We start from the raw sequence: 22,349 nt of genomic DNA, 5'->3' as shown, positions 1-22,349 counted from the left end.
TCGATGTCGCCGGGACACTGGCGACATCGGGGTGTAGCGCAGCTTGGCAGCGCGCTTCGTTCGGGACGAAGAGGTCGTGGGTTCAAATCCCGCCACCCCGACAGCTAAAACACCACTTCAGGGCCGGAATCCCTTCACGGGATACCGGCCCTGACTGGCGTTATGAAGGCTCTCGGGAGTGACTGGGGAGTGGATCAGGGAAAAAGAGAGCCTACGGCCAGCCTTCGAGGCCAGGCACGGCTCCCAAGCAGGATCCGCCGGACACCCCCAGGCGCTGCGCCATCCATCCTCGCCGTTGGCTACCGTTTGACCCGGCCGCGGACGGCGAGGACAGCGAGACCGAGCAGGACGGGCTCGGTCAGCCGGGAGGCCATCGGTGTACCTCACGTACCGGTCGTGGTCAGGTGCTGGCGGGACGGAAGATCCCGAGTTCACCACCACCCGCAGGCTCTTCTCGAACCGATCCGTGGACACGCGCTCCAGTGATTTTCGGTATTTTTGTGGCACCCTGCCCTGCGCGACATCACCGCAGATCAACACCGGAGTCCCTATTTTCCGCGTATTCTGCGGCGGGGTTGCGGTGCGGGAAGGCCGGCTCGCTCCTCGATGCTCACGGAGAGTACACAGGCACGCTCGGCCGCTCCCATCTCGGCTTCCGTCTCCTTCCGGCCCCACCCGACGCTTGCGCCCGTCGGGGCGGTGGCGAGCGTTGGGAGTGAGCGGGGAGTGGTCGAGCCCACCCCCCTCCGCTGCCAGTCACTCGAGAACACGACGCCTATTCGGTCAGCGCTCCCCATACCTGGGCGCCTTGGGTGATGTCGAGGTCTTGGTCACGGGCTTCCTGCTTGCCGGATGGCGCGTTGATGGAGGTAAGGGATCCGGAGCGGGCGTCCAGCACGAGGAGGCTGAATTTGGTCCAGGTAGCGGCTACATCGGCGTTCAGGTCGTTGTTGTCGCTGAGGCTCTGGTTGTCGCCGAGGTCCGTGCACTTGTTCTGTGCGAGGTCGAGGACAGCCAGGTGAGTCCCATCGTCGGCGTGAATGGCGCTGGCGTACCAGCGTCCGCTCTGGTCGAGGACACCCCGGCCGACGGGGTAGCCCTTCGCACAGGTGGGAACCTTCGGTGCTGCCTTGGTCCCCGTGTCGTAGGCCTTGACGCACGTGGCGGCGTTGCAGTCGTCCTGCTTCCACACCACCCGCGGGCCGGCGGCGCTGAGGATCGTCGCGCTCTCTTCGAGTACCTGGTCAATGGCCGTGGCGTTCTTGTTGAGCAGGACGATACGGGTCTGTGCCGTCTTGGCGTTGCCGGAAGCGGGGACGTCCCCGGTGGTCTGATGCGCGAGAATTCCCTTCGAGGTTTCGGCGATGGGCTGCAGACCGCACGGCAGGGCCAAGGTCCGGCGCGAGGGGCGTCCGGAAACCGCGTGTTCGGTCATGGTGAAGCGGGCACGTACCGACTCGGGGAGCTTGTCTCCCGCACAGCCGGTGGCAGCAGGTTCTTCAGTGACCGCCCAGACCGCGTTTTCCCTCGATGCAGGGAACCAACTGGTCGCGGGGGCGAGCACGACCGCCTTCTGCGGCGTATGAGCGTCGATGGCCACGACACTGCCGTCCTGGATTCCCAGGATCTGCCCGGATGCCAACTGGCGGGACTCGGTCAGCTGGTACACATCGAGGCGCTCTGTTCCTTCCGGGCGCTCCGCGACGATCTTCGCCTTGGCGTTGATGTCCTCAAGAACTGCGATGCGTCCACCTAGATTGACGACGATGCCCCGGGGCGTCTTGTCGGCGGCATCGCCCTGTGCGCATCCGGCGGTCCCTATCAGGCCCAGGGCTGCGGCAGCCACCAGCCAACGCCGCTGGAAACAAGCCTGGCTGACGGATCGGATCTGTACGGCCACGGTTGGTTCCCCCTGGTCTTGGGTGCGGGACGTGCGGGGGCGGCCGTGACAGCCGCCCCCTGATAAGTCAGGTCAAGGCTTCGGTGTACAGGCGCTGCTAGCGATGCACTCCGAGAAGAACGGATAGGCCGTGATGCCACCCAGCGTTCCCATGTTGCCGAGGAACCTGGCACCACACTGGGCAGTGTCCTGCCACTTTTCGATGACGTACGTCGTGCGCTCGATCTTCGGAGTGGTGTACCCGTACTTCCCGCCCGGCACATCCATCCAGTTGGTCACTGTCTTGCCCGACTCGGTCGACTTGGTGATGTCCCGGCCGACCTTGGCCTCTACTGTCGAGATCCCCCACGAGGCACTGCCACCCAGCTCGGAGCTCCAGGAGGTCGACTTCGACTTCGTCGTGCTCAGGGCATAGGTAAGTCTGGACGTGGTGGATGCACCGTTCCTTTTGCCGGCCGTCGCACCGATGCCCTCGTAGCCGGTGCTGACTCGTACGACCTTGTACCAGACATCCGGGGGGCAACTCTGGGGCCCCGGCTTGCTACTCGCAGCGGCCGAAGGGGTCATCAGCAGACCGGACCCGATCACCAGAGCACTCGCGAGGGCGGCCTTACGTATAGCGAAAGTCATTGTCTTTCCTCCCGTTTGATGCGTCAGCCTCGTGCGGCTGAGCAACACCGAGAGGAAACCATGGACACGCTCACCACGATCTTCATTTGAGGATCGCCTGAGGTCGACAGGGCCGAATATGGCCAGGGCACTACTCCCTGAGCAAATCGCACGAAGCTGCATGGAAGTACTGCCTCCTGCGATGCCATTCGGGCATTGAGACTATTTGCACCACGCTCGAAGGCAGGCAGCAGCAAGCCAGTTGGCCAAGAACCTTCCATTGGTCCTCCAACACCAGCGGTGATGCGGGTACATCGCCCACGAGCCCGCCTGGCGTGGGGCCCCGGAGAACGGGCCGGAGCCCATCGTCCTGCCCGGCGATCCGCTCGGCGACGCACCGAACCGCCACGCGGAGCCAGCATCTGCGGATCTACCGCAGCGCTTGCCCATCACGTCCACGACCACCGGCGTCGATGAACCTGGTCGGCGCCGACGTCGGGCTGTGCCGCTGAACGGCCGGGACGAGCCTCCCCGAATCCGTCTGTTTCTCATCTCGGGCATTTGCCGCTGGGAGTGAGGGGGGGAGTGGATCATGAAATAAGTGCCATTCGATAGCTCGCGACACCAACGGACACCAACGCCCTGACCTGCACTGGAAACAGAAGATGCAGTTCAGCGAACTGTTCGAACCTAGTTCGGGACGAAGAGGTCGTGGGTTCAAATCCCGCCACCCCGACAGCTAAAACACCAGGTCAGGGGCCTGATCCGCAGAGCGGGTCGGCCCCTGAGCGGTTTCCGGGGCCTCTTGGGAGAAATCTGGGAGAAGATCTCGGAATTCCGCTCCCTGACGACATCTACCGACGCGCTCTCAGCCGATGCAAGGGGTCGTTGAGCACGGCTACCGGAGACGTGGTGCACATCGCAAGCCGCGCATCGAGCGCCGCTTCCCACTCCGCGGTGAGGTTGGCCATCAGGTCCTCGCGCATCTGCCGAGTGATGTGCGAGTAGCGCGCCTGCACCGAACCGTCGGTGTGTCCCATGCGCTCATCCATCCGCTTCGGCGGAATACGGACCCCTTCCATACGCGTCTTGGCCGTACGGCGCAGCACGTGGGTGCGAGCCCCTTCGCTGACTTCCCGCCGACCCGCAATCCAAAAGGGGGCCGTCAACGTACTGAAAGGAGAGCCGCAACCTGGGGAAACGCCCCGGTGCCGGTTCTCGTACAGCGGGAATCTTGGCTGCAAGGCGTGCGCCTCGTCTGTGCGAGGCGACGCCTGCGACCACACCGCTCCTCCCCTTCAGCTGCGGCTACCCATCTCGTGCCGCTGAGAGTTGCGCGAGTCAATGGAGGAAAAGGTGCATCCATCATGCGAGCACATCGCGCGAGGCGTCTCGCCGCGGTGTCCGCGGCCAGCATCCTGATGGCCAGCGGCGCTGCGATCGGCGCAGCAGGCACGGCCTCAGCAGCAGCCCCTGCCGTGCACACTCATGTGACCACCAACTGGTGCGGCGACGGCGACGACTGGGGCGGAAACTGCTCCGATCACCGCATCGATCACCGCTTCGATCACCGCTTCGACCACCACCGCTTCTTCTCCAACCAAGGAGGTGTCGTGATCATCGTGCTCTAGTACGCCCTTGGACATGGCGTCGAGTCAGTGCGCGCCGCAGTGTCGCGATCGGTTCGCCCTCCACTGTCAGTCCTGACATGAGCGACGCGCGCATCTCCCGCCGTGATGTGGGAGGAGCGAGCCCCTGCGCGATGGGGAGCCAGCAGGCGTCGGCACGCGCGCCGGCGCCCCTCCCCCGCGCGGGAACGCCAGGCCATGGCTCGGCGAGCAACGGAATGGGACATGCCTCCTGCGGTGCGTTCTTCGGGTACCAGCGGCCACCGACCAAACCCACTCCACCGATCTCACGGCAGTTCTTCGTCAGTCGACGGCCTTCAAGTCGCCCAGGGCGTCTCCGAGGCCGAGTTCGGTGGCACCACGGGTCTGGAAGCCCTGCTTGAACAGCTCAGCCGTGCGCTGCTGTACTCCCTCGCCTCGGACGAGTTGCTGGAACAGCGCGGCGTCTGCGCGTACTTCGGCAGGAGCCGGCAGGCTGATGGCGTTGATTGCCGACTTGGCTGCGATCAGCGCATCGCGGGGGAAGCCGCTCATGCGCGCGGCGATGCCTGCTACGAACTCGTCCAGTTCGGCGTCAGGGACCGCACGATTGACCCATCCATAGCGTTCGGCGAGGTCGGCGTCGAAGTCCGACGACGTCAGCACGGCTTCGAGTGCACGGCCCCGGCCCAGCAGACGGGTGAGGTGCTGGATCGCGCCCGCGCCGGGGGGCGCTCCGATTCCCACTTCGGGCTGGCCCAGGATGGCGTTCTCCCGGGAGGCGAAGCGCATGTCGCAGGCAAGGAGGAACTCACTGCCCGCTCCCCGGGCACGACCGCGCAGCTTGGCGATGGTGACAGCCGGGAGCTGGCTCAGCTTGCGAAACAGCATTCCCAGGGAGGCATCGCCGGGGCCTCCGGCCTTCGCGGCCTCAGCGGTGTACTCGGGGACTTTCGTCATGTCGACGTGCGGGAAGAAGAAGTCGGCGTCCGCACTGTCGAAGATCACCACGCGTGGGGCGGTCGGGTGTGACAGTTCCTCGAGCAGTGCGACCAGGTCCCGCACGACCTCGGGACCGATGAGGTTCATCGGCGGCGCGTTGAACGTGGCGGACAGGACGTTGCCGTCCAGCCCGGTCTTGATGGTTTCGTACGAGGCGGTCATCTCGGTCTTCCTGTCATCGCTCAGCCCCGTCCTTCTCGTGGACGCGGTGCAGGGTGATGTCGCGGGAACCGGCGGCTGCGACGACCTGGAACGGGGATGGTGACCAGGCCGAAGCTGATGGCGCCGCGCCAGATCGCTCGGGGCATGGCAGTGACCCTTTCGGCCCCGATTTGCCATGCTATGCCGTCCCCCGCCAGTGGGCTCCCTGAGTGGTCCGGACCTACCTGGAATCGAGCACGTGCCCGACCGGACGTCAGGGCAGACTGATCGAACTCCTCAAGCAGTGCCCACCGGCCGTGCCCGATGCGTGCCCGACAGGCGAGATGGCCAGTAAGAACAAGGCCAGACGCAGTGAGCCATGGGGGCGCACCCGTGGGGCTCTCCTGCGTGACAGTCTTCGCGATCACGGAGACAGACGCGGTCATCCGCGTCCTGAGGACCGTAACTTTGCTGTGGTTTCAGTCTTGGACGACGAAGCGGCAGCCCAGAGGGCTGATTCGCGGGGCGTCAGCGCAGTACAACCTCGCCCGCGTGGACGGCGTGCATGGCGCGCTCGACAGTCTCCTGGTTTTCGCCGACCGGAGCCACGTAGCCGATGACGTCGCGCGCGGCGTCCTCCCCGAGCATTCGGGTGATCACCCACGTGGCGAGATACTGCGACGCCAGGCAGCCGCCCGCCGTAGCGATGTTCCCCTCGGCGTGGAACGGCGCGTCCAGCACGGTGACGTTGCGGGCTTCGACAAAGGGCCGGCTCTTCATGTCCGTGCAGGCGGGCATGTCATCCAGCAACCCGAGCCGGGCGAGCACCAGCGCGCCGGAGCACTGCGCACCGATCAGCTGTCGCGAAGGGTCGAGCGGCAGCCTGGAGATCAGCCGGTCGTCGGCGACTACGTCTCGTGCCTTCACCCCGCTACCGATCAGCACGACGTCGGCTTCGGTCACGAACTCCATCGGGCGCTGTCCGGTTACCTCGACGCCGTTCATGGACGTGACCACCGGCGTCGGTGTCGTGATGAAGGCCTCCAAGCCGTCCTTTCGGCACCGGTTGATCAGCGCGGAGGCGATGAAGCTGTCGAGCTCGTTGAATCCGTCAAAGGTGACCACGGCTACCTGCATGGCATCTCCTCAAGGCCCTCAAAGCACGGCACTGGAGGTGAGTCTCTCAGGGCGCTGTACCCAGGTCGCGGGCCAATTGGCAATCGGTGGCTCATCTGTCAGTGCCGCAGTTGCCGAAGTCACGCCTGAACCCGTTGATGGCCGAGATGGCGGCGCCGGGGCTGGAACAGGAGGAGGACCGAGCCCTGCGTGCTGCCCACGTACCGCCACCACCGCCGGAGTGGAGGATCGAGATGAGCCGGGGCGGGCGAACACGCCCTTGCCGTCCATGCCGGGGCAGCGTCACATCGACGGCCCCGGCAAACGCCGAAGAGGCCGCGCTCCCGTGAGAGGACGACCTCTTCTGCGTCGTCAACTGCCGACGCCCTCTGTGGACCAACCCAAGCATTCGCGGCCCACCGCGTTGATCGACTGCCGTTGGCTGCTTGTAAGCGGCGTGCGATCGCTGCCGTCGGGCATCGCATACCGGCCTGCACAGCCTCCGCCTCCACCCGCCGCGTCGTACGGCACCAGTCCCTCCCCTCGTGGGGACCGGTGCCGAACCATACGGGCGGCGTCGATCCGCGCCGGTACGGCGCGGATCGAGGAAAGGCCGGACCCGTGGTCGACGCGATAGCAGTCCGGATGGGACTGGCTCCACGGATCTCTCACACGCATGCGACGAGACCGTCGCCACCGTCTCGTAACTCCGACGGAAGATGACCGAGAACATGTGGCGTCATGAGTTGTCTCTCCGAGCGCTGAGCTGGTGGCATATCCGGGCGACGCCCGGTGATGCGCTACTGCGTCGTGATCCTGTCAGCTGTGGCTCCCGCCGAGGAGGTTCCGGCACCGGGCCAACGGCTTAACCGCAGGTCAGCCATATAAGGTGAGTTTTCCGGTCCGGATGCCCAGGTACGGGGGAAGTAAGGGGTGGAGACCTTGAGTTCCGACTCAGGGGCACGCACAGCCTTCGCGGAACGTCTCGCGCTGCTGTACAAGGAGGCCGGCAACCCTCCCCTCAAGCGCGTGGCCGAGGGGGTCGTCCGGCTTCAGCGGGTCGACGAACAAGGGCGGCCAGTGCGGGTGTCCGCTCAGCGGATCAGCGACTGGCGACGGGCCAAGAACGTGCCTGCCCAGTTCGCCGCCCTCGCAGTGGTGCTGCACATCCTGATCCCCGAAGCGCGGCGCTCGCGGCCCGCGCCGGTGTCCACGGGCCTGTACGACCTGGCCCAGTGGCAGCGCCTATGGGAGCGCGCGGTCGCCGACCCGGTCAGCGACCGGGCCGCTGCATCCGCGGAAGCGGAGGAACAACCCCCGGTCGAAACCCCGACCGTCCCCGGTGTGTGCCCATACCGGGGGCTGGCTTCGTACCGTCAGCAAGACGCCCGGTGGTTCTTCGGCCGCGAGCGGAGCACGGACGCCCTCATTGCTCAGCTCCTCGCAGCGGAGAAGACGGGTGGCCTGGTCATGCTCGTGGGCGCCTCAGGTGCGGGAAAATCCTCCCTGCTGAACGCCGGCTTGGTGCCCGCATTGCAGAACGGCGCGCTGGGGGACGAGAACAGCCAGGCAAGGGGGGTTCTGCAGCTCGCGCCAGGAGGCGATCCTCTCGCGGAGCTGACCTGCCGGATCCCTGAGCTCGCGCACGTCGTCTCTGCCGCGGAGGAACCGGCGGCGAAGGAGCCCGGTACTCCGCAATTCGCGCACGTGGTGAGGAAGGCCGTCACGGCATGGGCGCACCGCGAGGCATCCTCCGCCGCCCGTCCGGTCATCATCGTGGATCAGTTCGAGGAGGCGTTCACCCTCTGCTCCGACGAGGCGCGCAGGCGCACTTTCATCCAGCTCCTCCACGCTGCGTGCTCGCCCCCCGGCTCCGGTGACCCAGCCCCCGTGCTCGTAGTCCTCGGCATACGCGCCGACTTCTACGAGCAATGCCTCGGGTATCCCGAACTGGCCGACGCGCTGCAACACCGGCACATGGTGCTCGGGCCGCTGACCACCACGGAGCTGCGCGAAGCGGTGACCGGCCCGGCCAAGGCCGTGGGCCTGGAACTCGAACCGGGGCTGGCGGAACTGATCGTCCGGGAATTGAGCGCTGACGGCCCCCGGGGGGCGCGCAACGCGGGGGTTCTGCCGCTCCTCTCCCACGCCCTGCTCGCCACCTGGCAGCGACGAAAGGCGGGAAGGCTGACGCTGGCCGGCTACCGCGCGGCGGGCGGAATCCAGGGAGCGGTGGCGGCGACCGCCGAGCGGGCCTGGTCCGGCCTCGACCCGGCAGCACGCACTGCCGCGAGACTGCTCCTCCTCAGGCTGGTCCGGCTGGGCGAAGACACGCAGGCCACCCGTAGGCGGGGGACGCGCCGCCAACTGGCGGCGGAGTCAACGGACCCCAACAAGACGGAGGAATCCCTCGAAGCACTGGTGAGCGCCCGATTGGTGACACTCGACGCGGAGACCGTGGAGATCACCCATGAAGCGCTGCTCCACGCCTGGCCACGCCTGCGTGACTGGATCGACGAGGACAGGACCGGCAATCTGCTGCGCCAACGGCTGGAAGAGGACGGCAGGGCCTGGGAAGGGTCGAACCGCGATACGTCACTGCTCTACCGGGGTTCCCGTCTGGAGCAGGCCCACAACTGGGCGAAATCCGCCGGTGACACCTTCCTGACGCGGATCGCGGTGGAATTCCTGGCTGCTTCGGTCAGGCTGCGCAAGCGCACCGTCTGGATCGGCCGTGGCGCGGTGTCGGCTCTGGTCGTCCTGGCGATGCTGGCCGTCGGTTCGGCGGTGGTCGCGTGGCAGCAGCGGAACGATGCGGTGTTCGAGCAGGTGGTCGCCGAAGCCGATCGCGTCCAGTACACGGATCCGTCGTTGTCCGCTCAACTCGACCTGGTGGCTCACCGCTTGCGGCCGGACGACGAGGGCGCGAACAATCGGCTGATCTCGATCGTGAACGCGCCGCTGGCCACACCGCTTCTCGGCCACGCCGGCGCCGTGTACCTCACCTCGTTCAGTCCGAACGGGCGGTTCCTGGCCACCGCCAACTACGACCGGACCGTTCGACTGTGGGACGTGTCGGATCCGACTCGGCCCAAACAGCTGGGCAAGCCCCTCACCGGCCACACGAGTTGGGTGAGCAGCGCGGTCTTCAGCCCCGACGGCCGCACCCTCGCCAGTGCTTCGGACGACGGCACGGTCCGGCTGTGGAACGTGCAGGATCCCGACCACCCGCGCCCGCTCGGCGCGCCCTTGACCCGCAATGGCGGCACGGTCTACCTGCTCGCCTTCAGCCCGGACGGACACACTCTGGCCTCCGCCAATGAAGATCACACCGTTCGCCTGTGGGACATGAGCGACCCGCGCCGACCGAAGGCGCTCGGTGCGTTGACCGGCCACACCGCCGCCGTGCGCTCCATGGCGTTCAGCCCTGACGGACGGACGCTGGCAGCCGGTGGCGACGATGACACGATCAGGCTGTGGGACATGGCCGATCCACGTCGTCCGACGCGGATCGACACAGTGCTGACCGGCCACACGGACACGGTGCACTCCGTGGCCTTCAGCCCCGATGGCCAAACCCTCGCCAGCGGCAGCGCGGACGACACCATCCGGCTCTGGAACGTGGCCGATCCACGTCACGCGACGCCGCTCGGCGCGCCCCTCACCGGCCACACCGGTCCCGTATGGTCAGTCGCCTTCAGCCCCTACGGAACCATGCTCGCCGCCGGCAGCGCAGACAGTACGGCGAGCCTGTGGAACGTCAGCGATCCGGCATATCCGTCGCAGGTCGGCGAGCCTCTCGCAGGGAGCAGTGGCGAGATGTACGCCGTGGGCTTCAGCCCCGACGGCCGAACGCTCGCCACCGGGAGCGGTGACAGCAAGGTCCGCCTGTGGTCGATACCGACGTCGGACATGATCGGCCGCATCGGAGCGTTCCGCCCGGATGGGCAGGTGCTGGCCACGGCCGCGCGCGACGGAAGGGTTCGGCTGTGGAACGTGGCGACTCCCGAACGGCCCGCGTCGCTGGGCAAACCGTTCATGCCCGGGAAGGGTGACCTGCGTTCACTGACGTTCTCCCCCGACGGCCACACACTCGCGGTGCTGACGGGAAGCCGCGCAGTGCAGCTGTGGAACGTCACCGACCCGACTCGGCCTGTCTCCTACGGGCCGCCCGTCGAATTGCGGACACGGTTCGCGGGCCCCGGCGCGCTGGCATTCAGCCCGGACGGGCGCACGCTGGCAACCGCCCATGAGGACCGCACCATTCAGTTGTGGAACATCAGCGACCCGTCCCACCTTCTTCCGCTCGGCAAGCCGCTCACCGGCCACAAGGGCTACGTCAATTCTCTCGTCCTCAGCCCGGACGGCCGCACTCTCGCCAGCGGCAGCGCGGACGACACCATCCGGCTGTGGAACGTGGCCGACCCACGTCGTGCCGCCCAGCTCGGGGCACCTCTCACCGGGCACCTCGGACCCATCAACGCGCTCTCGTACAGCCCCGACGGCCATACATTGGCCAGCGGCAGCGACGACGGCACGGTCCGGCTCTGGAACATCAGCGACCCCCTCAAGGCGACCCGGCTGAGCTCCCCCCTCACAGGTCACACCGAAGCGGTCGTGTCGCTGACGTTCAGCCAGGACGGCCGCACCATGGCGAGCGGCGGCAACGACAACACGGTCCGGCTCTGGAACGTGGCAGATCCATCCAAGGCCGCTCCCATTGGTCAATCGATGAGCCCCAACGCCAAGACGGGCAATTTCTTGTCGTTCAGTCCCAAAAGCCACATGCTCGGAGTATCGAGCGGCGCCGATACCGTCCGGCTGTGGAACCTCGACGTCGACGAGGCCATTCGTCACATTTGCTCGACCACTCGGGGCGTTCTGACGCCGGCGAAATGGCACGAGTATCTGCCCCGTCTCTCGTACGAGCCTCCGTGCGACCAGTAGCGGGGCCGAGGCTCGACCAGCGACATGCTCCCCGGGCGTCAGGCGGGATACGCCGGTCCGCTCATCAGCGGCCTTGGTCCTCCGTTTCCATCCCTTGTGGACTCATTGCGTGATCCCGATCACAACGCCTCGTTGCGGCTGAACAGTCGGTTCCCGCCGTACAAGCAGCCTTGTTACTCTTGGCTACAGCCCGATCGCTGGTGCATCCCCCGTCGCCAGCGGTCGGGCGCTTCCATGTCCTGCGGAGAACATCAACAAATCGCGCACGGTTGTGCCCTTCTTGCTTCCGCCTCGGAATCGCGATACGCCCGCGGGGATGTTCGGTGCCCAGAGCCGCACGCGCGATACCTTCCAGGCTTCCCGTGTGACAACCGTGAAAAGGCTTGGAAAGGTTGCGCTGCTGTTCGAAGCGGCCGGCCGGCCTCAGTCCCGCAGGAAACGCCAGTACCGCGAGCACCCTGCGGTGGGTGTCGTCGGTCTGCGGCAGATCCAGCTTGGTGAGGATGGAGCCGATGTGCTTACCCACGGCGGCCTCGGAGACCATCTGAAGTGCTGTTCGCCGACGCGCCGACCGGGGCACTGGATACCCGCACCGGACGGGAGGTCCTGGAACTGCTGCGCGGCCTGGTGGACCGCGACGGACAGACCGTCGTCATGGTCACCCACGACCCGGTGGCCGCCGCGTACGCGGACCGGGTGCTCTTCCTGGTCGACGGCCGCATCGACGGCGAGCGCGGCCGCGGCCCAGGCCAGAGAGACCACTCATCCGGAGACGAGTGGTCCGATGGCGTAGCTCTTCCCACTCGTCAAGACCTCTTGAGGAGTCATAGGCTGAGCCCCGTCAGGCGACAGAGAACGGTGAGCATCAGTGGCAAAGGTGTACGAACGGATCGCGGATGACCTCCGCCAGTCCATCCGCGCCGGTCAGCTGGAGCCCGGCGACCGACTTCCCGCGGAGACCAAACTCGCGGAGCAGTACGGGAAGAGCGTCCCGACGATCCAGAACGCACTTCGACTGCTGCAGAACGAAGGGCTGATCGAGAAGCAGCACGGCCGCGGCAACTTCGTCCGTCGGCCCCGCACGACGGTGCTGCGCGACGACGTCCGGCACCAGTGGGAGAAGGACCGCGCGCGCGAGCCGGAGGCCAAGAGGCTGGAGACAGGCGCGACCGAGCATGACACCGGCCTGCGGATGGACGACCTCGTCTTTTACGCGGCGTATCGCGAGATCAAGGCGAACAAGGAACTTGCGGAGACCTTCGGGGTCCCCGAGGGCACGCCCCTCCTGGAACGCACCTACCGGACGAGGTACGCCGCCGAAACCGCCCCGCTCAACCTGGTGACCTCATACATCGTCCGCGCCCTGGTCGAGGAGAACCCGGACCTCCTGGACGACACCAACGAACCGTGGCCCGGCGGCACACAGAACCAGCTCCACACCGTGGGAATCGAAGTGGACCGCGTCAAGGAACGCGTCACCGCCCGCCCACCCACACCGGAAGAGGCGGATGAGCTGGAGCTGCCGCCGGGCACGTCGGTCCTGGTTCTCCGGAAGACCTCGTTCGACATCAACGACCGCGTCGTGGACGTATCCGACATCACGCTGCCTGGTGACCGCACGGAAATGCTCTTCACCACTCATCTGGAAAGGTGGTGAGTGCCGTGCTTCGGCGCGTCGTCATCATCACTGCTGTCCACCCGCCATCCGCTCCGTTCCTGCCGGACGCGTACAAGTCTCTCTGCGAGCAGGAGCTCCCCGACGGATGGGAGTGGCATTGGTTGATCCAGGAGGACGGCGAGAGCGACGAGGTCGCTCCCCACATCCCCGACGACGACCGCGTGACCTTCAAGCAGGGGCGCCCCGGCGGCCCCGGCGTCGCCCGGACCATGGCTCTCGCGCACGCAGACGGCGAGTACGTCAAGGTCCTGGATGCCGACGACCAACTGACCCCGGGTGCGCTGGCCCGCGACCTGGCCGCGCTCGAAGGTGACTCCGCGATCGGCTGGGCGACATCGCGCGTACTGGATCTGTTGCCCGACGGCTCCACGGCGGGCTTTCCCGGGGACCCCGAAGCTGGACCGATCGAGCGGGGGGCCGTGCTCGACTTCTGGAAGGCGAATGGTTTCCGCGCGCAGGTCCACCCGGCGACGCTGTTCGTTCGCCGCGAACTGCTTCTCGCGCTCGGCGGCTGGATGGCTCTCCCCGCCTCAGAGGACACGGGGCTTCTGCTCGCCCTGAACTCCACCAGCCGCGGTTGGTTCTCGCCCGAGGTGGGACTCCTGTACCGCAAGTGGCCTGGGCAGGCGACCGGCCAGGCCGCGCACACCGATGCCGCCGAGCGTGACGCCCGCATGGCAGTCGTCGAAGCGAGGGCTCGGGCGCTGTCGTACTTCCGGTGGCGCTACCCCGTCACGGACGCCCGATGAGCTTCGCGGCCCGGCTCTCTCGGTCGAGAGAGCCGGGCCGTGTCATGTCAGGGAAGCGTTTCGGCGTCGGCCCGGGAGAAGATCAGGTCACTCTCGTCGGAGACCGGCCCTCGCCAGCGAACCGGTACTCGGGGAGAACGCAGGGCAGCCGGGTAGCTCTCCGGGGCGTAGTCGTTGACCAGGCGGTAGGCATGGAAGCCGTGCTCGCACATCGTCTCCACCAACTCGGTGGCGGAGTCGCCCAGTTGCGCCATACGGCTGGGAGTTACCTCAACGGTGATCTCCACGTCTTGCCTGAGCTTGTCGAGCATGGGAGCCAGTCCGCGGACGACGCCTCCCTCGGCACCCTCTACGTCGATCTTGATCACTCGGGCGTTGGTGATCTCGGCGGGCTTCAGCAGTTCCGGGAGCGGGCGTGCCTCGATCTCGAAGGTGGACTCAGCCGGCCCCTCGTACGGGACGATGCTGGTCGCCCCCGTGTTCTTCGAGCTCGCGAGGATGAACGTCAGCTTCTTGCGGCTGTCTGACACGGCGGCGTTTACCGCGCGGATGTTGCGGCAGTCGTTGAGCTGGGCGTGCTGCAGAAGCCTTCGGTGGAACACAGGTGAGGCCTCGACAGTGACGACGTGGCCCCCGTCCCCGACGAGGCGGGAGGCCAGAACGCCGTAGTAGCCGACGTTCGCGCCGACGTCGATGAACGTGTCCCCGGGGCGCAACCTGCTCTGCAGCCAGTGCGTCATGTGGGGTTCCCACACCCCGAACATGTAGAGGTACCGCTGAATGAGGTCCTGCGTATCGACGCCGAACCTGGCACCGAACCGGGTCCGGGTAACGCGCCGACGAGGATGGTCCCGCAGCCGGGCGTTGAGGTGCTCCGCAGCCAGCGAGGCTTTGCAGATCGAGCCGGGAGCGTGACGTACATACCAGCGACCGAGGCTGACCAAGGCCTCTGAACCGGGGTTCCGCATCCGTTCGCCTCTCCGCTGGGTGCCCTCGGACCATGACGCTGAGGGCGGCTCACCGTGCGGGCAGACAGATTCTAGGACCCTGGCCGAGTGCAGCTCTCAGGCGGTGGATGACCGGTCCTGGTCGAACGGCAACTCCAGCATGCGAATCGCGTTGCCTCGAAGGATCTTGTAGGTCACGTCCTCGGGGAGACTGGCCACGTGATCAGCCGCCACCTGCTTCGTGTGCGGCCACGTGGAGTCGACGTGCGGATAGTCGGTCTCAAAGGTGGCGTTGTTGACGCCTACGGTCTCGATCGAATCGATGCCGTGCTTGTCGCGGAAGAAGCAGCAGAACATCTGCCGGTAGTAGTACGTCGACGGGGGCTCGGGGATCAGGTCGCGCACCCCGCCCCAGGCACGGTGCTCCTCCCACACGTCGTCGGCGCGCTCCAGGGCGTAGGGGATCCAGCCCATCTGGCCCTCGCTGTACGCCAGCTTGAGCCGCGGGAACTTCACCAGCACCCCGCTGAAGAGGAAGTCCATCATCGAGGCCATGGCGTTGTTGAAGGAGAGCGAGGCCTGCACGGCGGGCGGCGCGTCGGGCGACGCGGCCGGCATCTGGGAGCTGGACCCGATGTGCATGTTCACGACCGTGCCGGTCTCCTCGCACGCCGCGAAGAACGGGTCCCAGTAGCCGGAGTGGATCGACGGCAGCCCCAGATGGGTGGGGATCTCGCTGAAGGTCACCGCCCGCACGCCGCGTGCCGCGTTCCGTTTGATCTCGGCGACCGCCAGGTCGATGTCCCACAGCGGAATGAGGCACAGGGGAATCAGCCTGCCGCCGCTGTCACCGCACCACTCCTCCACCATCCAGTCGTTGTACGCCCGCACACACGCGAGCCCGACCTCTTTGTCCTTGGCCTCCGCGAAGGTCTGCCCGCAGAAGCGCGGGAACGTCGGGAAGCACAGCGAGGCCTCCACGTGGTTGAGGTCCATGTCCTCCAACCGGGCCTTCGGGTCCCAGCACCCGCGCCGCATCTGCTCCCGCGTGATGCCGTCAAGCGTCATCTCATCGCGGGAGAAGCCGACGGCCGCAATGATGCGCTTGTACGGGAAGATCAGGCCCTCGTACTCCCACCAGTCGGTGATCTGGCCCTCCGGGTCGGTGGTGAACCGGTACTTCCCGCCGATGTACTCCAGATCGCCGATTCCGGCGGTGAAGGGCTTCGGCCCCCTGTCGCGGTACTTCGCCGGAAGCCAGGTCTCGAAGAGATGCGCGGGCTCAATCACGTGATCGTCCACGCTGATGACCTTGGGGAGTTCCCGGGTGCCGCTCGCAATGCCAACCACGCTGTACCCCCAACTGCCCGCCGGTTCACCCGGCTCGTATCTGACGGACCATCAGGTCGAGGTTATGGGCTCACTCCCTCGACGACAAGGAGGGGCCGAGAACTCCACCCCTTGCGAGATTGAGCAACGCTGAACTGACGCTCCGTCAGTTAAGTGTGGGTCAGGGGAGCAGGATGCAAACGATCTGGCTCAGCGGGGCCGAGTGGTTCGCGGTCCTCCGTATCGGTCTCGGCCTGTGGTGGCTGGAGAGCTGGCGCCACAAGGACAAGAAGGACTGGTTCGCCGGCGGCGGCATCACATGGGCGGCGGGCGTCGCGGCCAGGCATCGTTGGCCTGTCGTCCGGCAAGGCTTCAACCACATCGTGAAGCCCCCCCCGACTGATGGCGTACCTCGTCGCGTACGCGGAGCTGGCTCTCGGTCTCGGTCTGATCGTGGGCTTCCTGAGCCCGATCGCCCTCGTCGGCGGGATGGTGCTCAACCTGATCTACCTCGTGCTGATGATCCACGACTGGGCGGAACAGGGGCAGAACCTGATGATGGCTCTGATCTCCGCAGTAGCGCTTCTCGCCATGAGCTGGCAGAGCTGGTCACTCGACAACGCCTTCGGGCTGTTCCTCTAGCGATGGCCGTGCGCCGGTTCGCTCGCCGGCTCCGACGGTTCAGCCTCTCCCTCGCCCTCGGACCACCCGCAACCGTAAGATCGCCCAGTCATTTTCAGGAGTCAGTCACACCGGGGGGATGGGTTGGGGACCGGCGAGCAACTCGTGACGATAGCCGCTGTATTGCTGGGCGCGATGTCCACGCATCTGACGAACTACGCGATGGAGCGGCAGCGCAAGAAGCACGAGTTGGTGACGCGCTGGGACAGCAAGAAGCTCGAAGCATACGAGGGGTACGTCGACAGTGTGCGGTCGTGCATCTTCCTGGCGGTGCAGCTCTACGAGCACAAGGAAGGCCTTCGGGCGAGCGACCAGAGCGAGCGAGAAATGCTCGCCGAAATGTCAGATGCAGGTCGGCTACGCGGACGGGCCTTCGAGCGGATCATGCTGCTTGGCGGCGATGACGTCGTGGAGGCGGCGCACGAACTCAACGCCATAGCGCTCAAAGTCGACTGGCAGGCGAACGGCAAGATCGACGGCACTTTGGACGAGTGGCGCGACCGGAACCGCGCCGCGTTCCGGGGGATCAACGACTTCCACGAAGCGGCTCGATCGGACCTTGGAGTCGACGGCAGCGTGACGGGAGAACAGCATCCGGAGCGTGACCTCCTCCTGCCGTCGGCCCGCCGCGACGAGGGCACATCTACCTGAGCCGGTTCAGTTGTTGAGCGGCCCGGCCTCATAGCCGAGTGCGGCGAGCCAGTCGTCTCGGCCTTGGCGGGTGAGGTCGAGGATGTGCCATACCGGGCTGAGCAGGTCGATGCCTCGCTGGTCGATGTCGTCGGACATCCGGGGGTGCACCGAGTAGAAGTGGCGTACCGACCCGTTGTCGTCGCGGGTGAACACTGACACCGTCGAGTCCTGGTTGCCCTCGGTGTCCTCGCTGCCCAGGTCGTATTTGAAGGTACTGGACCCGGCGCTGAGCAGACGCAGATTCGTCCACTTCCGGTTTCGCGCGTGCGCGCGGAGCGAGGGCAGGTCGGCCGCGGCGACGATCGCGAAGTCGACGTTCTGCGCGACGTGGTGGGCTACTCCGTTGAACCCATCGAGCCACATCGTGCACATGGGGCACGGCTCGGTCTGCTTCTTGCCATACATGAGGTGGTAGACGACCAGGTCACGCCCGCGCCGAGTGAACAGTTCACCCAGGCGCACGGTCTGCGCCGGCGCGTCACCAGCCTGCAGATCGGCAGGGCCCTCCTCGAACACGTAGTCATCGACGACAGGGCCCAGCGGCAACCGGCGACGCAGGTCGGCGACGCGTTCACGATGGCGCATCAGCTCGATCTCGGCTTGCCGCAGTTCCTCACGGGCGCTGACGTACGGGGCCGACTCCCCAGTGAGATTGGTTTGACGCATCGCTACCCCCGGCGGGCCAACGGCTGTCTGGTGGTCACCATCTGCTCTGGCCCACCATCGTATGCCTGCGCACAGGACTCACCAGGCACCGAAACGACAAGGACCTGGTCAGTGCACCCCTATGGATCAACCAAGATCCACCGGACACGCGCCCTCATTCCAGCGGGATAGCTCTGGTCTGTTGGCGCCCGACGTGCCACCCTGCCGGACGCCCGTTGATTGTCGCTCCCGGCCCGGCGCAATGTCCGAGGCCATCGACGGGTACTCGATCAGGTCGCACCATCGCCCTGGCAGGCAAGGAGATGGCAATGAGCGCACACAACGACGATGAGCAGGTGGGCCCCTCAGAAGCCCGCGCCACCCACGCCCAGGAGGCGACAGAGGCCACCCCGGAGGCCCTCAGGAAGAGCCACGCTGCACGCACCCGGAGTGCCGCAGCTCGCGCCGCGGCCATCAGCCACTACATCGAGCAACGCAGCCCCGACACGAAGCACGAAGGCGAAGCAGCGGGCAGGGAGGTCGTCTGGAAGGCCGCCCATGCCGCCCGCCTGTCCGCTCAAGCCGTCGCCACGCTCTCAGAGAGTGCCCCTGACCCTGCGGCAGACGCCCGCTGTGCAAGGAACGCCGCTGCCGCCGGCGCTCTCGCCGCCCAGGTGGGTCAGCTCCACGACGGCGCAGGCGATCTCTCTGTTGCCGCCAATCGCGCTGCCCTCAAGGCATCCCAGGCCGCCGCAGACGCCGCAGGGAAGGAAGGCATGGGAACGAACGGGGCATTGAACGCGACGGCGGATGCAGCTGAGGCAGACGCCGTCGCCGCCGCAGAAGCGGCGGGGTGGATGAAGCCGGGCCACCACCAACCTCAGGTGTCATCCGGTATGAGGAGCCCTGAGCTGTTGTCGATGATGCACCTGTGACGCTGTCATCCTCTTCCCGGACGAATGACGTGCTCAGTACCACCACCCGACAGTTTCCATCACCCCTGTCGCCTGCATGTGCTTCGATCCGTGAGTCGGGGCGCGCCCGCGACGACGTCGCAGTCGGCCTTCATCGCAGCAACGGTTCCATGTGGAGCGCGGCGTCGCCGGCCGCCTCGTCGGGAGTCCGGCCGTTCTCACGGGCGACCATGTATGCGGCGTACCAGTCCCACCAGTTGTGCTCCGGGGCCGTCGCCTCGTACGAACCGTGGTGCTCCTCGGTCTCATGCAAGAGTTCTGACAACGCGGTGACGTTCATGGCGAAACCTCCTCCGCCGTGCCGGAGTCACCGTCCGGGCAGTCGCACCTGGACCTCTTGCAGCAACCACCCATTGCCGTCCGGGTCACTGAACGAGGCGTACGAGGCGTAGCTGCGACGCTCTGGATCGGGGCCGTCCACCCGCTCCTGGACGCCGTTGTCGTAGACATTGTGGAAGACCTCGCTCACATCAACGCCCCTGCCGACCAGGTCAGCGCGGGCTCGGTCGATATCGAAGACCACGAGGTGGAGACCCTGGGCGGAGCCCGGTGCCACGGGGGTGACACCGCGGCCGAAGATAACCGAGCCCACGGACCCCGGTGGCGTCACCTGCGCGATCCGGAACTCCGGGCCGGCCTCGTAGTCCGCGTCGAGCCGCCACCCCAGACTCCTGTAGAAGCGCAGGGCACGGTCGACGTCAGCCACCGGGATGACGATGACCTCGAGGCTCATATTGATCGTCGGATCTTTGACGACGTCCGCTGCGCCGTCCTGATGTGCTTGCAGGGTGCTCACATCGACCTCCCGTGACGGATGTCCGGTTCGGTCATGACCCCTGATAAGCCGCTGATAAGCCGCCATCGGCGGGAACCCGAGCGCCGGCTCTGGGTCATCCGTGGACCGGCTAATATCACAATCTTCGCTTACTGGACAAAGTCTGGCGCGGCGAGCCCATCCTCGCCGGCGTGAAGGTCGGTTCGGTGACGGACATGCACGGGCTCCCGGCAGGCAATATCCGGCACGTGCACGGCACCGGCACCGGCACCCACGGGGACAGTCATATGCTCGAGAGGACCCGCTGTCTTCCCTTGCCGTTGCGATGCCTGATCGGGCAGGAACTGAGCCGCACGGAGCGATTCGTTTCCTGGAGCGCCGGGCGAGCGACCATCGGGGAATGGATCATGAAAACCCACTCCCCGATAGCGCTACTGCTCGCCGTCCGCCACCACGGCGCTAGTCGATGGCAACCGGCCCGTCGGTCGGCTTGCGCGGGCCGTCCTTTTTGTCCATGCCCTTCTCAGGGCCAGTCAGGTGCCCCGGAAGGCCGAGCGGACCGTTGTCCTTCTCGGGTCGGTGATCGGAACCGCTCAGGTTCTGCCTGACCGAGTCCAGGATCGTCAGCCCCTGGCCGACCAGGCCCGCCGCGATCTCGCCGAGGCCGTCGGCGCCGTTGAGCACATTGACATTGGCTCCGGCGAGGCCGCCCGCGGCCTCCTTCACGATCTGCGGGAGCTGATCGATCAGCATCCGGTCCAGCGCCACCCGGTCGTACGAGGCAGCGGCAGCGGCCTGGATCTTCATCCGCTCCGCCTCGGCCACGGCCAGCACCCTGATCCGTTCGGCCTCGGCCTCCGCCGGCTTCACGATCTCGGCCACCAGCTGCTGCTGGCGGAGCTGGGCCGCGCGCTGGGCCAGCTCGGTCTGCGCGGCGAGCACCTCCTGCTGCGCGTGCGCCTGCGCCAGCGGCCCGGCCTGCGCCGCCTGGGCCTGTGCGCGGTCCACCTCCGCCGAGTACTCCGCCTTCACCACCGCGGTCTGCCGCGCGTATTCGGCCTGGTTCCGCGCGGCCACCTGCTCCGCCTCGACCGACGCCTGGGTGGCCTGAGCCTGTGCGATCTGGGCCTGCCGCTGGATCGCTGCCTTGTGCGGGGCCGACATCGCGTCGATGTAGCCGACATCGCCATCGTCGATCGACTGGATCTGCAGCGAGTCCACGATCAGCCCGATCTTGGCCATCTCGGTCTTCGAGGTGTCCAAGACCTCGGCGGCGAGCTTCTGCCGCTCGGTGACGATCTCCTCGACGGTCATCGAGCCGATAATGGAGCGCAGGTGACCTGCGAAGATCCGGCCGGTCAGCACCGACATCTGATCCTGGTCGGAGAGGAATCGCTGGCCGGCGTTGATGATGCTCTCGGTGTCGTTGCCGACCTTGAAAGCGATGACGGCGCGGACGTGAAGTGCGATGCCCTGCCTGGTCACACAGGTCTCGGTGACCTCGGCCTCGCACATCGACAGCGTGAGGAAGCGGGTCTTGCGGAAGATCGGGAGCACGAACTTGCCATGGCCCGTCACCACACGGAACGGCGCGCCACCCAGCCCGCGCCTGCCGCCCGAGATCAACATGGCCTCGTCGGGAGCGGGAACCCGGTAACCGAACATGCTTCGTCTCCTTAACCAGCGCCGACGGCGCTGCCGCCCAACGCATCCAACGGATCGGCCCACTCGATGACGTCCACTTGGCGAGTGCCGCGGGATCCGATCACGAGCACGGTCGCGCCCCTCGGCAGGGGCTCTTCGGACCAGGCGAGGAAGGTCTCGGATCCGCCTCTGACCCGCACCAGGATCTCGCCGGGACCGGCGGATCCACGGGTACCGATGATCAGCTCTCCGGAGCAGCCGATCACGGCCTCGTCCTGTGGCACTACCGACCGCCCTCCATCGTTCTGGTTCTCGATTTCGACCTTAGACCCGCCGGAATCAGCGGCCTATCCTCGGGGCCCTCTGTTGAACCGGCGCAGTGGAACATCCAGGCCGCTCTGCAGCCTGTACAGCAGCGGAGCAGGCCGGTTGCCCCCGCAGGATCGACACCCCCCGGCCCGCTGCCGAGTTCCCGAACGCCTGCACCCTGATCGACCCGCACCACGGCGCCGAGGTCGTCGCCCGCCAACTCAAGCACCTCGCCGAGTACTTGGCCTCCAATTCCGCACAGCGGGACAAGGTCCGTGCTGGGGCCGCTGAGGCGTCGAGACAAGTGGATGGTCGGCAGCGCGATCTCCTCGCTCACGCTGGTCCTGCGCGTCAAGCAGCACGGGCGGCGGAAGCGATGCACGCAAGGACGGGTCGCAACGCGGCGGGAAGGACAACCGCAAGAGGGAGCGACGGGCCTGAAGGGCGCGACCGGCGCGACTGACCTGACGAGCGCGCAGGGTGTGCCGGGCGGGGCGGGGCGGGTGCGGCGGGTCTGACGGGTCTGACGGGCGCCAGGGCGTACGAGGTACGCCGGGCGCACGTGATCGACCGGCCCGACAGGTGTATCCGGCGGGACGGGAC

18 protein-coding genes, 1 tRNA gene and 3 pseudogenes are annotated in these 22,349 nt (G+C 66.7%); 9 read left to right on the top strand and 13 right to left on the bottom strand.

What is annotated here, in order from left to right; genetic code table 11:
• Nucleotides 1-27 precede the first annotated feature (27 nt).
• Nucleotides 28-101: transfer RNA gene (locus tag AB0D12_RS07225), tRNA-Pro, on the top strand.
• 674 nt (nt 102-775) lie between these two features.
• Here the strand turns inward: AB0D12_RS07225 and AB0D12_RS07220 are convergent.
• The 3 genes from AB0D12_RS07220 to AB0D12_RS07210 all read right to left on the bottom strand — a co-directional run bounded on the left by AB0D12_RS07220 (nt 776) and on the right by AB0D12_RS07210 (nt 3,549).
• Entirely contained in the window at nt 776-1,900 is a 1,125-nt protein-coding gene (locus AB0D12_RS07220; protein ID WP_362677921.1) for a hypothetical protein, read from the bottom strand.
• A 72-nt stretch (nt 1,901-1,972) separates the two neighbouring features.
• A complete protein-coding gene (locus AB0D12_RS07215) occupies nt 1,973-2,530 on the bottom strand; it encodes a hypothetical protein (RefSeq protein WP_362677919.1) in 558 nt (185 codons plus the stop codon).
• 833 nt (nt 2,531-3,363) lie between these two features.
• Nucleotides 3,364-3,549: a hypothetical protein gene (locus AB0D12_RS07210; RefSeq protein WP_362677917.1), complete on the bottom strand. Its 186-nt coding sequence runs from the start codon at nt 3,547-3,549 to the stop codon at nt 3,364-3,366.
• Nucleotides 3,550-3,876: 327 nt separating this feature from the next.
• Between AB0D12_RS07210 and AB0D12_RS07205 the strand changes: the two genes are divergently transcribed.
• Nucleotides 3,877-4,140 (top strand): hypothetical protein, encoded by a 264-nt coding sequence (locus AB0D12_RS07205; RefSeq protein WP_362677915.1) that lies wholly within the window; start codon nt 3,877-3,879, stop codon nt 4,138-4,140.
• A gap of 300 nt (nt 4,141-4,440) precedes the next feature.
• Here AB0D12_RS07205 and AB0D12_RS07200 read toward each other — a convergent pair whose 3' ends face one another.
• Together AB0D12_RS07200 and AB0D12_RS07195 are read right to left on the bottom strand one after the other, a co-directional pair.
• Entirely contained in the window at nt 4,441-5,280 is an 840-nt protein-coding gene (locus tag AB0D12_RS07200; RefSeq protein ID WP_362677913.1) for an enoyl-CoA hydratase/isomerase family protein, read from the bottom strand.
• A 507-nt stretch (nt 5,281-5,787) separates the two neighbouring features.
• Nucleotides 5,788-6,396 (bottom strand): DJ-1/PfpI family protein, encoded by a 609-nt coding sequence (locus AB0D12_RS07195; RefSeq protein ID WP_362677911.1) that lies wholly within the window; start codon nt 6,394-6,396, stop codon nt 5,788-5,790.
• A 912-nt stretch (nt 6,397-7,308) separates the two neighbouring features.
• On the opposite strand from AB0D12_RS07195, the gene AB0D12_RS07190 reads away from it, so the two are divergent.
• Nucleotides 7,309-11,322 carry a hypothetical protein gene (locus AB0D12_RS07190; RefSeq protein ID WP_362677909.1) on the top strand — a complete coding sequence of 1,338 codons (4,014 nt, stop codon included), beginning with the start codon at nt 7,309-7,311 and terminating at the stop codon, nt 11,320-11,322.
• 436 nt (nt 11,323-11,758) lie between these two features.
• Here AB0D12_RS07190 and AB0D12_RS07185 read toward each other — a convergent pair.
• A pseudogene (locus tag AB0D12_RS07185) lies at nt 11,759-11,866 on the bottom strand (DNA-binding response regulator); the annotation flags it as partial.
• A 2-nt stretch (nt 11,867-11,868) separates the two neighbouring features.
• Between AB0D12_RS07185 and AB0D12_RS07180 the strand changes: the two are divergent.
• From AB0D12_RS07180 to AB0D12_RS07170, 3 genes and pseudogenes are all read left to right on the top strand, one after another.
• Nucleotides 11,869-12,054, top strand: a pseudogene (locus AB0D12_RS07180) (ABC transporter ATP-binding protein); the annotation flags it as partial.
• Between the two features lie 136 nt (nt 12,055-12,190).
• A complete protein-coding gene (locus AB0D12_RS07175) occupies nt 12,191-12,979 on the top strand; it encodes a GntR family transcriptional regulator (RefSeq protein WP_362677908.1) in 789 nt (262 codons plus the stop codon).
• A gap of 5 nt (nt 12,980-12,984) precedes the next feature.
• On the top strand, nt 12,985-13,749 hold the full coding sequence (locus tag AB0D12_RS07170) for a glycosyltransferase family 2 protein (protein ID WP_362677906.1): 765 nt from the start codon (nt 12,985-12,987) through the stop codon (nt 13,747-13,749).
• Between the two features lie 47 nt (nt 13,750-13,796).
• Here the strand turns inward: AB0D12_RS07170 and AB0D12_RS07165 are convergent, their stop codons facing one another.
• Together AB0D12_RS07165 and AB0D12_RS07160 are read right to left on the bottom strand one after the other, a co-directional pair.
• On the bottom strand, nt 13,797-14,717 hold the full coding sequence (locus AB0D12_RS07165) for an FkbM family methyltransferase (RefSeq protein WP_362677904.1): 921 nt from the start codon (nt 14,715-14,717) through the stop codon (nt 13,797-13,799).
• 96 nt (nt 14,718-14,813) lie between these two features.
• Nucleotides 14,814-16,046, bottom strand: coding sequence for an amidohydrolase family protein (locus tag AB0D12_RS07160; RefSeq protein WP_362677902.1), 1,233 nt, complete (start codon nt 16,044-16,046; stop codon nt 14,814-14,816).
• Between the two features lie 173 nt (nt 16,047-16,219).
• Here AB0D12_RS07160 and AB0D12_RS07155 point away from each other — a divergent pair.
• Nucleotides 16,220-16,667: pseudogene (locus AB0D12_RS07155) on the top strand (DoxX family membrane protein).
• 174 nt (nt 16,668-16,841) lie between these two features.
• A complete protein-coding gene (locus AB0D12_RS07150) occupies nt 16,842-17,357 on the top strand; it encodes a hypothetical protein (RefSeq protein ID WP_362677900.1) in 516 nt (171 codons plus the stop codon).
• A gap of 6 nt (nt 17,358-17,363) precedes the next feature.
• On the opposite strand, the gene AB0D12_RS07145 is transcribed toward AB0D12_RS07150, so the two are convergent.
• Nucleotides 17,364-18,065 (bottom strand): DUF899 family protein, encoded by a 702-nt coding sequence (locus AB0D12_RS07145; protein ID WP_362677898.1) that lies wholly within the window; start codon nt 18,063-18,065, stop codon nt 17,364-17,366.
• Between the two features lie 308 nt (nt 18,066-18,373).
• Between AB0D12_RS07145 and AB0D12_RS07140 the strand changes: the two genes are divergently transcribed.
• Nucleotides 18,374-18,979, top strand: coding sequence for a hypothetical protein (locus tag AB0D12_RS07140; RefSeq protein ID WP_362677896.1), 606 nt, complete (start codon nt 18,374-18,376; stop codon nt 18,977-18,979).
• Between the two features lie 130 nt (nt 18,980-19,109).
• Here AB0D12_RS07140 and AB0D12_RS07135 read toward each other — a convergent pair whose 3' ends face one another.
• The 4 genes from AB0D12_RS07135 to AB0D12_RS07120 form a co-directional block, all read right to left on the bottom strand.
• On the bottom strand, nt 19,110-19,298 hold the full coding sequence (locus tag AB0D12_RS07135; protein WP_362677894.1) for a bleomycin resistance protein: 189 nt from the start codon (nt 19,296-19,298) through the stop codon (nt 19,110-19,112).
• A 27-nt stretch (nt 19,299-19,325) separates the two neighbouring features.
• A complete protein-coding gene (locus AB0D12_RS07130; protein WP_362677892.1) occupies nt 19,326-19,814 on the bottom strand; it encodes a VOC family protein in 489 nt (162 codons plus the stop codon).
• 438 nt (nt 19,815-20,252) lie between these two features.
• Nucleotides 20,253-21,458 carry an SPFH domain-containing protein gene (locus AB0D12_RS07125; RefSeq protein ID WP_362677890.1) on the bottom strand — a complete coding sequence of 402 codons (1,206 nt, stop codon included), beginning with the start codon at nt 21,456-21,458 and terminating at the stop codon, nt 20,253-20,255.
• A gap of 11 nt (nt 21,459-21,469) precedes the next feature.
• A complete protein-coding gene (locus tag AB0D12_RS07120) occupies nt 21,470-21,721 on the bottom strand; it encodes a hypothetical protein (RefSeq protein WP_327325094.1) in 252 nt (83 codons plus the stop codon).
• Nucleotides 21,722-22,349 lie beyond the last annotated feature (628 nt).

Origin of the sequence: Streptomyces sp. NPDC048479 (assembly GCF_040651435.1) — a bacterium.
Taxonomy (GTDB): domain Bacteria; phylum Actinomycetota; class Actinomycetes; order Streptomycetales; family Streptomycetaceae; genus Streptomyces.
Note: the sequence above shows the minus strand (reverse complement) of the source record. Positions and strands in the feature narration are given on the sequence as shown.